8 protein-coding genes are annotated in these 14,537 nt (G+C 39.0%); 1 reads left to right on the forward strand and 7 read right to left on the reverse strand.

The genetic code is table 11. The annotated features are described in order from the left end of the window. Positions 1 to 4 precede the first annotated feature (4 nt). The 7 genes from pglZ to H9653_RS06010 all read right to left on the reverse strand — a co-directional run bounded on the left by pglZ (position 5) and on the right by H9653_RS06010 (position 13,149). Entirely contained in the window at positions 5 to 2,662 is a 2,658-nt protein-coding gene (gene pglZ / locus H9653_RS05980) for a BREX-1 system phosphatase PglZ type A (protein WP_191691189.1), read from the reverse strand. Continuing rightward, positions 2,652 to 6,248 carry a BREX-1 system adenine-specific DNA-methyltransferase PglX gene (pglX, locus tag H9653_RS05985; protein ID WP_191691191.1) on the reverse strand — a complete coding sequence of 1,199 codons (3,597 nt, stop codon included), beginning with the start codon at positions 6,246 to 6,248 and terminating at the stop codon, positions 2,652 to 2,654. Before pglX ends, pglZ begins: the two co-directional genes overlap by 11 nt. A gap of 150 nt (positions 6,249 to 6,398) precedes the next feature. After that, entirely contained in the window at positions 6,399 to 10,067 is a 3,669-nt protein-coding gene (gene brxC / locus H9653_RS05990) for a BREX system P-loop protein BrxC (protein WP_191691193.1), read from the reverse strand. A 20-nt stretch (positions 10,068 to 10,087) separates the two neighbouring features. Beyond that, positions 10,088 to 10,684: a DUF1788 domain-containing protein gene (locus tag H9653_RS05995; RefSeq protein WP_191691195.1), complete on the reverse strand. Its 597-nt coding sequence runs from the start codon at positions 10,682 to 10,684 to the stop codon at positions 10,088 to 10,090. Continuing rightward, the gene (locus H9653_RS06000) at positions 10,681 to 11,304 is read right to left on the reverse strand and encodes a DUF1819 family protein (protein ID WP_191691197.1); all 624 of its coding nucleotides are present in this window, start codon (positions 11,302 to 11,304) and stop codon (positions 10,681 to 10,683) included. The genes H9653_RS05995 and H9653_RS06000 overlap by 4 nt, the downstream gene beginning before the upstream one ends. Positions 11,305 to 11,582: 278 nt before the next feature. Then, the gene (locus H9653_RS12650) at positions 11,583 to 12,653 is read right to left on the reverse strand and encodes an HNH endonuclease domain-containing protein (protein WP_191691199.1); all 1,071 of its coding nucleotides are present in this window, start codon (positions 12,651 to 12,653) and stop codon (positions 11,583 to 11,585) included. Positions 12,654 to 12,897: 244 nt separating this feature from the next. After that, complete coding sequence (locus H9653_RS06010) at positions 12,898 to 13,149, reverse strand: helix-turn-helix transcriptional regulator (protein WP_191691201.1); 252 nt, start codon at positions 13,147 to 13,149, stop codon at positions 12,898 to 12,900. 249 nt (positions 13,150 to 13,398) lie between these two features. Between H9653_RS06010 and H9653_RS06015 the strand changes: the two genes are divergently transcribed. Then, positions 13,399 to 14,064 (forward strand): 3'-5' exonuclease, encoded by a 666-nt coding sequence (locus tag H9653_RS06015; protein ID WP_225211633.1) that lies wholly within the window; start codon positions 13,399 to 13,401, stop codon positions 14,062 to 14,064. Positions 14,065 to 14,537 lie beyond the last annotated feature (473 nt).

Consider the following 14,537-nt stretch of genomic DNA (forward strand, 5'->3'; position numbering starts at 1 on the left):
ATATTTAGAAAAACTCATCCTGAATAGCAAGGTCAATGGTCACATCATAACGTGCATACTCTGTATTAGTATCTGCGTCTAATAAAATCAGTGTATATTTATTATTTCTACTAAAGCTTGATCCAATTAAACTTAGTGTCGCCTCTTGCTTACGCTCATCCATATTACTACTTGAGCTGCCAAACACTAATGTTTCTTTGCTAGAGACCTCAAGACCGTTACTATCAACGATATAGATATGAAGTTTTCTTGGATTATATTCAGCATTCACAGCATCTGTTTGGATGAATGAGACTTTATCGATATTATTGACAAACTTAATCGACTGCTTGGCAGAAATAACCCCTACTGGCATCTTCTCATATTTTGCAACCTGCTCTTTTTGTAGCTCACGCACGGTAATAATTGGCACACAAATTTCTTGTAGCATTGCGCCACCATGCACAAACTGAGCACCACCTGAAAAGTGAAACCTTTGAGAAGACTTTGGTATCATAAACTCAACTTCTTTACCCTCACCTGAAATACCGTTCGCTGTATTAGAAATCAAACCCTTCCAGTGCGGATCATTAGAGCTCAAGTCTCTTCCAACAATATAGCGTTTCTTATTTTCATTGGTCATAGTGCTCTTAACATCAATACCCGTTTTATCCGTGGTAGTCAGCTTCTTATTTTGGAATAAAAAGCCATGATCAGCGGTAATAATCACTCGACTACCATTGAGCCTGTTAATAATTCGATTCACTAAGCTCTTAAGCTCATTAATAGCATCACGGCAGGCTTCGAAAGTCTTATGCTCAGAGCCCTGCTTATCTCCTATAGCGTCAATCGTGTCATGATAAATATAAACAACACTAGCGTTACTTACTTTTTCTCTTCCTTCTTCGTTATTCCAGTTCATCAGATCTTTAGAGGTTACGGCAACACCGCCTACGCTTTGCAATATTTTTTGACGCTGCACACTGCCCTGTGACGATACACCATCTACATATACTGCAGAGTTACCTTTGTTGTCATACTCTAGGGTTTTATGTGGTAGTAACGATGCCATACCAAGTTGTGTATAGCTTGGCAAGACGCCCAACTGTGTTGATAAGTCCGACTTGAAGCGTTTTTCATTATTAATGATTGAGTCAAGCTCGTTGGCTATCTCATATCTAAAGGCGTCCGATATAATGACGAAAACCCTTTTAATTTGGGTGCCTGCCAATATTGATTGGACTTGTTGATTATAAAAATCATATTGATTTGGAATATCTTTAATTTTCCAGTTATCTAAAAGCTGCTCTTCACCAAGGTGTTTATCCCACGCCAAACCCAACTGGTGCAGATACCAGTTTATATATAAATTTTCCACTTCTTCTTTTAAGCTTCTAAGAATCTCCCAACCCTTACTCAACGTAAAGTTGACCTTTTCACTAAATAAGCGATAGGCTTGATCAAATTTATATATATTATCCACATATTCGGTATACATCTCTTTGGCACTCTCGAAATGAAAGCCACCCGCATACTTACTACGTAATTGCATTAATTCTTTAGCATTACCAAGTGCACTATAGATTGATTCATAGTCTGTTTTAAGCTTGGCCCAATAGCCATATGAGCGGCGTGACACAATGGCATCAAATTGTGCTGAATCAATATCAGTACTATTTTCGATTAAGCTATTCACTAAGCCAACAATAATGTTTTGCTCTATCTCTTCGAATGTCTGACAATCCACCATTTGGACAGGTTGATAGCTAGAAGTCTTAGCTTTAATATCCAGTTTATGTGCCAATAAGCGTGCAATTTGTTCATAACATTCTGCGTGTTTTCTACTGTCGCGCCAACTACTCATAAAAGCCATGGCATTCGCTTGACCTGACATGGTCTGAAGCAAATTATTATTTAACCAGTTTTTATCATCAGTATTTGTTTGACGCCAAAAATCAGTACAAAAAAGCTTTAAAACGAAGTCTGTTAAGGATGGCTCCTCAGTAATATAACCATAAGCCTTTTCTAATAAAACCCACAATGAATCACTGAGATCGTATTTACTTAAATTTTTCAATAAAGACGACTCATCGATTCCTTCATCAATATTTTGAGCGTATTCATTTAGCAGACTGAGTAACATACTATCCAGCTCCGCAGATTCTGAGCTCACCACAACGGCGATCATCTTACGATCTAGACTTAGCTCATCCTCGTTTTCACTTACCCACTTCTTCAGACTTGCAGTGCGTTTTTTACTTCCAAAAAAAGCATTGCGCTGTCTAATATGCTCACGAAGTGACATTTTTGGAATACCCAACTCATTAAGCAACATAGAGCTACGATCGGCAAAAAATGGCTCACTATATAAACGAATATCTAGCAACCAATCACGCTCTGGCGTTGGTTCAGCTTCAGAGAAATAAAGTAGAAAACTCTGCTGAGGCTCATCGATCTCTATGCGTTTTTTGACTGCTAATACAGATTCATCAGCCATTTTTAACACAGTAATACTATCAGGCAATATATTCGTATTTTTTAGCTTATCGCTATCACTCCCACTCAAAGAAGCAGTAATTTGATCAATATCTTCCTGAAAGCTATGTTCTGGGTCATGCCAAAACACAATTCTACTTTGCCCAAGCTTAGATTTAATGCCTTCAATCAACTCATTAATTTGCATTAATCGTCTCCGGTTTTTTACCTGTTATTTTTTTCACTTCAGCAAGTAGATCGCCAAATTTTCCGTAGTTTTCTTTAACCCCATCATCTAAATCAATCGAAATACGCATGTCGGCATAGTGTTTGAGCTTGTCATCAAACTCACGTAATTCACTTTGCTTCTTATCCATAATTTTCAGCTCTCTTTCAAGTCGCTTTTTATCTTGTGTCGATTCAGCCATTTCGAGCTGTTTGTCTAACTGTTCTGCATAAGCTTGGTACTTACCAAGTAGTGGCGTGACGTATTCGGTACGCATACGAGATAGCGTGCTTTCATTGTAGCGGTGCAAATATACCAAACATTCAAAGGCTTTTTCTTTGCCTGAGCTAAACAGCCAGTAGATAGGTCTGTTCTTATAAGTCTGCATGTGGTCTTTGTAGAACTGCGTCGATAGATAACGACGTATGGTAGCTGCGGCAGATTCTGAATTCCTAGGTTTAATGGCGTCTAGACATAGTGAGTCTGCTATAAACTGCAGGTTCTCAGTTAGATTATCTTCACCCCATACTGTTTTAACGAATTCAACCACTCGGTTGCTAACATCGTCTTTAAACCATTCCTCATCGGTTATTGGGATAATGCCATCACTATCTGCTGGGAAGCTTTTATAGAGACTGGCATCAAATCCTTCGTTGCCTGCATGGGCATACACTAGTCCTTCTTGGTCTAGTGAGTAACGTCCCATCATGCAGCCTATCGTATAAGAAACTAACTCGGTCATGGTGTCTGATCTAAAGCGGGCGTTACGTTCTTGCTCGGTGCGTTTTATGCCGTAGCGATAGGCAGGGTTGACCGTAAGAGTGATTTTTTCAATCGGCACTTCTGGGGTGAGTTCATCTTGCAATCCGTAGGCTTCGATGAAAATTCGGTTATTTTCTTCCTCTAGGTGCTGCATCTCGGCGATGGTGTCTTTATTTTGGTTGATCCAATTGGTGTAACTGGCTTCTAGGGTTTGAGTGAGTTCAGATATATTCGACAACAAGGGAAAGGAATGGAAGTCCCAAGAGCGTTCGTAGGCGTCCCAGTCAATTTTCGACCTATTAACACTTTCCTTGACGCACGAAGTTACATCTTTTAGGTTACCAAAAGCCGGTAACTGAGAGACTGTCCCTGTCGTCATATTAAGCGTTGGGTTAAGAACCTGAAGTGCATAAACCGCCGATTTACTATTGAGGTGACCAAGAAGTTGAAGCGCTTCTCCACCGCTCTTAGCAAAGGCCGACGGGGCTGAGTTATCAAAAATAAAGCCTTCCGGCATTGCTCTGAATGAAGACTCACCAGAAGTGACCATTCCCCATGTAACACCTGGTTGAAAGTAGTATTCGACGTTCTGCGGTCTCGCCCCTGGGCACGCTCGAACTAAACAACCATCGGACTCCCAGTTAACTACATATAAGTAGTTACCAAACCACTTTCTAAAATCACCCGCTTTGTTGCAGGGAAACCATCTTCGACTGTGCAGCAGCCGCCGACTTTCTTTGGGCTTTGCGAGATTTAATTGTCCAACCTCCCACCAACATCGCAAAAACTGGTTTGTATCACCGGTCTGTAATCCATTCTTCAATATGAAGGCTTCTGAAATAGGCGTGCATCCATCGAATGCATTGATGAACTCCTTAGTAACCCAATAAGCAACGGGGCTGCCAGGAATTTTCAGGAACTCTTCGTAACAAGTCTCATATATCGGAAACTCCTCACTACCATTAATCGCAGAAAGTAGCCTACTAGACTGCTCATCACCGCGCCCTAAGTAACCGAGCCCAGTATATTTACCCCGGAGATTCTCTGCGCAGTTGGTGACTATGAATGTCACAAGTGGAACAATTGCAGATTCAAAAAAGCTAGTATACGAAGGTTTGACTAAACTACTGATTGATCTACCAGAGAACAACAAGGACCGGAATGCTTCGTGTGTGGATAAAAACATCCAAGTATACGGTGTAACAAAAGCACATGAACCTGAACTCTTGACCGTCTCGACATACCGCTCAACAAACATTGCATAGGTGTCTGACTTGCTGGTGGGATAGTTGCTTTTTGCAAATTCTCTGACGCTAGGGTTCATGCCCTTGCTCCCCATATAAGGAGGATTAGCCACAACCGTATCATACTGCGCTCCCAGTATTTCAGCCTGCATCACCAAGGGCACTAAATGCTCCAATGTTTCTTTCACAAACATATCTTGGCTGTTTGTTTCACTTAACTGTTTTAGTGCGGGTAGTTTTCCTGCCAATGTTTGCGGTACTTGAATAAGCGAACCAAAGGTTGTGGCGTGTTCAAATAAGTCTTTGAGTGCGGTTAGGTCTTCTACATTTAAATCGTGCTGAGATAGCTTAATGCCGTGTACTAAGGTGTCGACTTCCAAGCTTGTGCTATCGACCATGGCCATCACATTCAGCTTTACGCCTCGTTCGAACAAACGGCGATCGTCTTCTCGGCCTTTCATCATCAAGGCAAAGCCAGTTAGCTGGGCGGCACGTTGGTCGATGTCTAAACCAAATAGATTTTTTTCTAATATTAGCTGGGCAATATCACGCTGGCGGTAACCGCGCTCTAGGTAGATGGCTTTAAATAGATCGTAGGCTTCTACCAATATGTGGCCCGAACCGCTGGCAGGGTCGATGAGGGTGAGTTCTTCTGGGTTCAGGCTTTCTGGGGTAATCGCCTTCAGCTGGGCGTTGACTTCATCGGTTTGCTTGGCAGGCTCGATGTAGTATTCCATCTGCGCTTTTAAGGGTGAATCTGGGTAGGTAGCCAACCATTGTGCGCCAAGGGAGTTTTGCACCATGTATTTTACAATCCAGTTGGGAGTAAATAACTGGGTGGCGGCGGGTATGTCTTCGGTTTTAACCACTTTGCCGATGACTTGGTCTTTTTTCTCGGAGATATAAAACTGATATAACCAACCAATGACTTCTACTTGCTGCCAGTCCTCTTCAGGAATGCTATCGACTAGCCCACGAAGGATAGAGTCGGTACGGGTTAGGTTGTCTGGTAACAGCAGCTCAGTTTCATCATTCAAAGACTCAAATAAGAACGGCATGGCTTCATGCAGCTTATGACACTGACCTAATAGTAGCTCACGGTACAGCTCTTCGTTTTTATCACCCGCGAGCATGAGGTCAATGATGCGGTCTCTATCTAGCCCAAGATCTTCTGCAGCATCTTGCGCATGATCGAGTATTTCAAATCGCTTGTCGCCATTTGGGTGAGAGAGTACTCGAAAACCATGACCCAAATAACCATGTATTTCCATGTAGCGAATGGCACATAGACGGTTAAACCAGGTATAGGCGACTTGCTCTACCAGCTGTGCATAGCCTAGCTGTTCACTTTTTTGAACCAGACGCTGTCTAGCAGGGGCAAGCTTGCTATCAAAGTTATTATCACCAATTTGTAAGACGGATCCTTGTATTATGGCTTCAGTAACTTGGAGCTCCCCTTTTTTATTGGCACTGATACCAAAGGTGTTGAGGCGTTTGGCGACTGCGTCCATAAACTCAAGACGGGCTTTAGGGGCATAACTCTTTATGTTACTGGTTTCCATGAAATATCTTCTTGTCTTTGTTGTTTGTTTGAGGGATTAGATGTGGGAAAAATTATAAGCTAGTAGATATTTATACCCTACTAGCTTACTTAACCGTTTTCCTACTTAAATACCCTGATGCATAGATACTTACAACTATACTTTTTAAATTTATTTAATTCTTATCCTGTCACCAGCTTCTACCGACTTTATTAGCTGCTCTCTTAACAAAGATAAACAGTCATCAATCTCTTGAACCGTTTCGATTATCCCATTTGAGACTGATTTTCTAATTAAGTCACTAGGACTAATAGGAACTGTTTTTCTAGGAATTATAGTATTTTGTTTATTGGTATCTATGTTGGTGTTGGTGGTAGCAGCGTTATCAGTAATATCACTTACAGATTCAGATTCAATAATACTGCTTTTTTTCTCTAACGCTGCCTGCTTATGTTGCTCTTCGACATACGCATTTATCAAATCATAAGCCTTATCTTCAAAGCTCATAGACTCACCTTGCTCACTAAGTATTTGGTGAATGGAGTCTGTATTTTCTATACGCTCACGACACTTTCTTAATGGATATAAGGCTTCGTTACTTATATTAGCGGGAGCAGATGCTACATCCAGAGCTTTTTTCACTCTTTCAACTTTTGAATCCACTTTGCGAAGAGCATCTTCTTTTTTCTCTTTAACAATGCTGTCATTAACAGCTTTTATTTTCTCAATAAGTGGGTTTATGAAGCGAACTTTACTATAAGGATCTTCCATGCTGTGTATGGATTCAAGCTCTTCAAGGGCTTTGGCAGCTTCTGGGCTCTCCATCAACTTTGATTTGTTCGCTTTGAACCTTTGATTCAATGCCACATCAAGCTGCAACCAGGTATCCACTTGATTTTCATAAAAATCTTCTAAATCCTCAAAGTCTTCATAAAAATCTTCCAAGCTTGTTTTTTCTTTCACAAAGCGTTCAATTAGCAAATAGCTAGTACTTTCCTCTAACACTCCACTGACTAAAACCAAACCTGCTTCAATTTTTTGCTTACCAGGAAACTTTCCACTCTGTGATCTATTCTGGAACGCCTTTAAATCATCTCGCCAGCTTTTTAGTTCAGAAACGATCAATGCATACAATTCTTTTTCTTCAGATCCTGTAAAGGTTTTGCCAAATAAATCTTTAACTAATGCAGATGCGTTTTTAATGTCTGACTCACCATGCCGGCGAACGGTACTTATTCGAATATCAGGACGCTTACGCCCATTCGTAAATGAATCATAAGCTTTATTGAGCGGTAGGCTGTCTCTGCCGATATCAAATGAAAGCTTGCCTGCCAGCCCAAGTCTAGCAACCACAAGTAATATTTCATTATCAGGCCAACCATAAGGACGCTTGCTAAAATGTGCCACTACGTCACGTAAGCTGACTGGGATATTACGTTCGAAATTGAGTGAAATATAATTATCCACTTCTTGTAACGCTGCAGGATTATTTTCTTCAGTTTGAAGATCCAAGCCAGCTTGAGCCATATCATCTGCTGTCAGAACAGCCTTGAGCTCTCTTAGAACATCACCCTGCGAAGCTTTAAGCATGTTCAACTTTTCAAAAGTATTTTCAATAACATACTTATAAGACTCTTCTAAAACTGCGATGGGCGTTGAAGGTTTTTTTGGCATTTTTGTACCAATTGCATATACCTCAGCCTCCAAAAACAAGTTCTCAAAATCAGTTTTTAGACGCTTTTCACGCTCAATATTTTCCATTTGCTTTTCTCTTAGCAAATGCTCTTGTTCACGTCGCTGACCTGAATTTTGTTTTAAGAACCTATCTGTTTTAATATAAGTAGTTAATTCCGCCCACAAACGCTGGTTTTCTCCAAGCTTAACTAACATACTACCGTCGTCTTTAAGAGTGTACTCAGTACAATCATAGTCTGTCGAAAAACTATTATAATCTGTGTCCAAAGGTGAGGTGATTTTTAAAACCAAGTCTTCAAGAATAAGTCCATCTTTCGGGTGTCCATTGCAAAATCGGCTAACAGAAAAGTCTTGTTTGTTAACTGGATAACGATAAACCCGGTTGCCTTTTAGAATGTTATCAAACACTATGGAAGATAGCTTGCTAGATAACTCAGATATCTCACAATCTGTATTACGGATCTCGTTTTCTATTTCTTTTTCCTCATTGGTTAGAAATATAAACTCTTCCCCATTTCTAGCAATAAGAAGTTGACGCTCAAGACGCTCAAGACTGTCTTCTATCTTCTTTCGCAACACTATTTTATCTTCATCTATCTTGCTAATAGATAAAGTTACCAGATTGTCTAAAGTGCTTTTGACCGTATCGACATAGCGTATTAGAAATAAGGTTTTTAGAATTTGACCATCAAAATCTGAAAGTGAATCCAACTCTAAAGCTTGATCAATGGTTCTTTTGACCGCTGGTTCCAAGAAACTCTCTATAGGGGCATAAAAGCTATGAAAAGGAACTAAGACATTCAACTCTTCATTTTTAATTTGCTTTGCTGCATTTTGGAACGCGTCTAGCAGCGAGCGCTCTCCCATCGCCAAGTGCTTCCCTGTCGCACCTTTAGTTCTTATAGATTCAAATACTTTTTGAACAAGCAAGTAGTGATAAGGTATAAATGGATAGTTGGCTACAAAGCTTTTGCCATCGGTATAACCTTTTAACTCAGCTGTAGTCGTCTTATCAAATGACAATTGATGTCTAAGAATATCTCCTTCTGCAGAAAATATCTTAAGCAAAGCCTCTTCCGCTTTATCTGTTTTTGCCAACAGCCTTTTTTGAATAACTTCTGACGTATTACTACTCGAGAGAGCCAACCGTGTTTTGAAACGACCTTGAATTTTAGAAAAATCCTGACTCTCTCCTCGATTCATACTACCAATAGCAGCATCAATATCAGCTTGTGATGTAACAATCACCCATGCTCTACCATTACAGTAAGTCCCTAGGTTCTCTGTAATAGTCTGCAACTTCAGCATCATTTGCGTATTTTTGCCTATAAACTGCCCTACTTCATCAACTAAAAAAAGTATGTTCTTATCACCTGATGAGTCTAAATAGTCTTTTACCCAAGTACAAAAATTATGAATATCTAGCGGAAAATTATCTTCCACATTTTCAATCATCTGTTTGGCAGACTCTGCGGACTGTTTAGTAGCATAGCTTAATGCTTCAGCTATCTCGTCTCTATAAAAATCATACGCATCTCTCTCATCTTCCCATGTAGAGTCTGCAAGCTCGGCAAATTTACTCTTAAAAGCCTCGTACTGCTTACGCTCATCCAACTCCCTCTCTAAATGTGCAATATGAGGAAAATCAGCACAATAGCCCAAGCGCTCATTAAATACCTTCAAAAAAACCTTTAGAATCGCATTCTCACGATCTTCAGTGTTGGCCCTTGAATCAATATTAAATAAAATTACATCTGTATTTTTTGATCCAGCATTTTGAATATTGGCCCATAGCTCGTTATCGTTAATTTTATTTTCGAAAAAGTCTACGGCTCTACGACTGTTGCCCTCATACTCGACCACGTTATTTTCTAATAAGTACGACAGGATTTTTAAAAAATGTGACTTACCTGAACCAAAAAAACCCGATATCCAAACACCGTTATTCCCTGATGATGCAACGCCTTGATAGTTCACTGTTGGAGAATATACTTCAAAAAAATCATTGAAATGCTTGTGTAACTCTCGTGTTACTACATACTCATCTAGCTCAACGAATATATTTTCGTTATCTTTTTCTTCTGCTTTTACAACACCATTAATATTACGTGTTAATTTTTTTGAAAAAATACTTTCAATATTCATCTCAATCTCTCTATTTTTTATTAATTATTAATATTTGTTTCGTTACCACTTTCAGGCACTAACTTGAAAGCACGATAATAATTTTGTGAATCGATTAGCCCGAAGGGATGCAGATCCCTACCGCTGTAACCTCCAGGGTAGAATAAAATCAGCGGTGTACTACCCATAACATCCTGTAAGGCACTAAGTAGCTCATGACCTCTTATAAGAGGCCATGCATTGCCTAGACCAGACAAGATTAAAAAGTCTAACTCATCAAGCTTGTATTTACTGGCAATAAACTTTGCAACTTTCTCTTGGCTAAGCGGTCCAGATAGCGTCTTCTTGATAGCCTCTACGCCTACTTTTTTCTCGCGCTGGCATGCACGATCAAAAATTCCACGCTCCTCTAATATAGATATAAGAACTTCAAATATATTTAAGTGCTCAAATTTGTACTTACGACTCTCTAGCTTTCTCGTTATTGACTCTAAATTTTCACGAACCAGTATTTCATGCTTGGCTGGGTAGTCAAAAACCCAAAACCCGATTTCATTACCTAAGCCATCATTCTTTAAAAATTTAGGACTTTCAATCCTATCAAATATCAAATCTAATCGACGTTGTAATGCCTTCATACAGTACACTCCATAACCTCTATCAAATCACCTCTATTGAGGCGTAGAAGCCACTCTTTTACTTCTGGGAGTAGATATACAGGATATATCTCGCGTTTACGACTATCGCTTAGATAGTCACTATCAACTAATATTTTTATTACATTACTACCCAATTTTTTTATAGTTGATTCTGAGTATCTACGCAAATCTGGATACTTTAAAACCTGTGTATCAATAAACTCACTCCAGGCATCGCTGGGTAAGTTTGGTTTATAGGTTCTTTTCGCCTCTGCTAGACTTAATTTCATAAAGTCTTCAACTATTGGAGAGTTGATCATTACAGCAACCAATAACAGTTGAATATAAGCTCTATCTGCCGCAGTCAACAACGACTGCATGAACTCATCACCCAATCCCTCAATTCGCTTTCGGATTGCACTCGCATAGCGGCTAGATGTTTTATCAGACTTCTTCTGTAGAATATTTTGCTCTACTATCAAAGCTCTCAACTCATCTTCAGGTAGTTTTTTAAGAAGAGATTCTGCAATAACTCTTGTTTCTGTAATCAGTAGGCTACCTCCAATCAGGTCGCCTAGATAGTCTTGCATATCTACTGCACGCCTAGCATTATCAGTCATTTTATTAACTGCCTCCAATAAGATCAGTAAATTTTGTAATCATATCAAAATAAGGCGCTACTCTGTCATATGTTTTAAATATGTGACAAGCATTTAATAATACATCTTAAGAAAAAGCATAATCATGGTTGATATACTTCCCTTTTTGATTTTGAAAATCGCTATTATGACAATTTTAAACCATAACTTTATCAGCCTAACTCACGCAAGTTTCTATGCATGGTTGTAATAACTCCACATTAATTATCAACAAGCGATTATTCATAAAATAGATATATTTAAAGTACTACCCCCTTCAATCTGGGTAACAGCTCAGGGTTGATAGTACGTAGCCTCATATTTGACTCTGGTGACCAGACTAGGTCTTCATGCTCTACAGCTATTTGGTAGGCCCATTGACTAATAGTTTCTGAACGCTTCTGATTGCTTATAAAGCCAATACCATCTGTTTCTTGTTCAATAGTCTGCCCATATTGTTGGTTACGCCTCAACCACTTTTCATAAAACTTCTCTTCAGCAAGATAGTCACGTTTACTGTTATTACATTTATGATCAGTCAGTACAAAATTATGAGTCGTATCATTGGGATATTTTGACCAAGGTACAAAATGATCAACTTCGATGTCTTTCTTTAATGGTTTTTGACAGTAGAAGCACTGACCATGCTGTGTATCATTTAGTATAGGTACTAACAAGCTTAGATCTTGGCGTGTTTGGTTAAACAAAAAACCTTGTAAATCAATATCATCACTAAAGTATGGTTGGTTGTGACGATTGTTACGTACAAACTCTGTCCAGTATTGCTGGCAAAGCTTATGGATTATCTGACTAAACCGCGCAAAACAGTAAGCGATCCCAGACTTTAATATGATTGCGTTTTCTCTTGAGTTATAGATATAAAAGAATTCACGGCTAACTTTATCTTCTGCACTTTGTAGATACTTGGCAGGGTTGTTTTTAATCGTTCGGGCTATTTCTTTAATTGTCGATTGCCACTTTTTGATATTACGTATCCGAGCTATATTTAAGTTGGTCGTCTTAGTTTCTTCTTGCAGGGTTAAGATACTAGTGATGACCTTAGCTTGGCCTGTTGTACTGCTTTGCTTCAGTATAGATTCACCATATTGATCTGAGAATGGTAATGCTTGTGTCCAATAAAGCTGAATAAACTTCTCTGCCAACTGATCATAAGAAATAATGCATTTACTGTTATCACTAGTCCCAGACTCTATAGAAAGGTTGGTTACTGCGATTAATAATGCAAATTTATAGGTCGAGGTATAAGAGCTAGACTCAAGTAACCATTGAATACGTCTTAAGAAGTTAAGCTGAAATTCTGCTGTAGGCACTATGAGAATCCTTAGAGGTATGATTAATTAACTTACTGTAATTCAGACTTATTCCACTAAGCCTTTCATTATGTAATGCTGTGCCTAGAAATGAAGCTGTTTTATTGATTTAACCAGCCCTGATAGATTGACTTGTCATGCCAATCAACTTCAAACGAATCACATCTTTTTAGTTATTACGTTCAGCTAGTGCTCATTCTAAGGTAGCTAGAACCATATTTTCACTCAATAGCTTTTCTATTTTTCATGCTAAGCGTTCCCCAATTTTGTTATTAATCCACTCGGCTATTTCACTCGCTACCCACACTACTCTGACTTTTGTAAGTTGTACCTTTTTTGGGAACGTTGGATCGTAGCGATCAGACTCCTCATTAATCATCTCATAGATGGTAGAACGACTAAGGCTAGTATAATTAACGACATCCTTAATGCTAATAAGTTGGGGGATGTTATTACATCGTTCGAGTATTGGTTTTTGTGGATATGAATTTTGCATGATTGGATCCTTAGTCTAGTCTGTATATATAGTTTCATCGATTGGCGATTATTTAATCAAGAAATCTGATAAATTATAGCTATTACCAATTTATATGTTAATTTATCACTTACTACTAGCCCTCTAAGCCGATGCTAATCACATCAAATATTTCACTATTTTAAATCTCATCCTCAAATAAGAACTACAAATAAAATTATGACTACTTATATACTCGACACAGAAACGACAGGACTTATTGAACCGCACATGACTGAAGCGGCCTATTCTATTATTGAAATAAACGATGGCAAGGTATTCGTATTACAAGCTCCGCGAGCTAAGCGCTTTAATCCTCTCAAAGAAATCACCCTTGGCTCTATGGCGATATCACATATCTGTGATGAGGATGTTGCGGATGAGCCACCTCATACAGACTTCAGATTACCTAGTAGTGTTGAGTATTTAATTGGCCACAATATTGATTTTGACATGGCTGTTCTTAAAAATGCTGGCGTGACCCATGAGCCTAAGTTGATATGTACCAATGCGATGGCTAACTTCCTGCTTCCGACGCTTGAAAGCCATAAGCTAGTATCCCTCCTCTATCACTTTCACCGAGATATAGCCCGTGCTCAAGCAAGGAACGCGCATGCTGCCATTGCTGACATTTACTTCACTGAGCTAGTGCTTGGTAGTCTGATTGATTTAGCTAATAGCCAAGGTCATGAGATAAGTGATATAGAAAGCTTGTATGAATTTAGCCAAATGGCGCGTATACCCACGCATTTAAGTTTTGGCAAACATAAAGGGGAGGCTATTACAGATTTAGCTGCAAGCTCTGAAGGTGCTGGCTATATCAAATGGCTGCTTAAACAGGACAGTGTAGACCCTTATTTAGCTCAAGCATGCCAGCAAGCATTAGAGTCGGTATAAATACACTGATGTAGTCAGTTTTATAGTCGAGCTATGCTGAAAATTGAGATCGATACTAGAAATAGGTAACGCTAAAGTAGATTAAGTTCTTATTAAAACTATAACTGATTAGGTAGTAAATCCCTCAATATTATGGTGTTTAAAATATCATCAATATCTGCATATGTCATGGATCAATCTTACTCCGGCAATTCGGAAGAGCTCTATATACTATTATTTATATAGTGTAGATGACTGGGGTATGAAACTTATTTTTCTTAGGTGACGCTATTCATATCGGGGTTTGATGTGGTAAGAAGCTATTTAATCCCTACTCCTACTTATAAGGAACAACCTGCCATCGCAATCCTCCTCTTCGATATGCACATAGAAATCTAAGCGCTATAAACGAGACTTGCTAAAACGCAGGATATTAAGAAGCAGTTGCTGACTGGCAAGATATGATTACTACATTCACTATTGAAAACTGAGGA

The sequence above is a fragment of the Psychrobacter communis genome (genome assembly GCF_014836505.1).
Lineage (GTDB): Bacteria > Pseudomonadota > Gammaproteobacteria > Pseudomonadales > Moraxellaceae > Psychrobacter > Psychrobacter faecalis.

What these genes read in the sequence shown, in the direction of transcription:
- pglX (WP_191691191.1), bottom strand. Translation starts at nt 6,248, where the DNA reads ATGGAAACCAGTAACATAAAGAGTTATGCCCCTAAAGCCCGTCTTGAG.
- brxC (WP_191691193.1), bottom strand. Translation starts at nt 10,067, where the DNA reads ATGAATATTGAAAGTATTTTTTCAAAAAAATTAACACGTAATATTAAT.
- H9653_RS05995 (WP_191691195.1), bottom strand. Translation starts at nt 10,684, where the DNA reads ATGAAGGCATTACAACGTCGATTAGATTTGATATTTGATAGGATTGAA.
- H9653_RS06000 (WP_191691197.1), bottom strand. Translation starts at nt 11,304, where the DNA reads ATGACTGATAATGCTAGGCGTGCAGTAGATATGCAAGACTATCTAGGC.
- H9653_RS06010 (WP_191691201.1), bottom strand. Translation starts at nt 13,149, where the DNA reads ATGCAAAATTCATATCCACAAAAACCAATACTCGAACGATGTAATAAC.
- H9653_RS06015 (WP_225211633.1), top strand. Translation starts at nt 13,399, where the DNA reads ATGACTGAAGCGGCCTATTCTATTATTGAAATAAACGATGGCAAGGTA.
- pglZ (WP_191691189.1), bottom strand. Translation starts at nt 2,662, where the DNA reads ATGCAAATTAATGAGTTGATTGAAGGCATTAAATCTAAGCTTGGGCAA.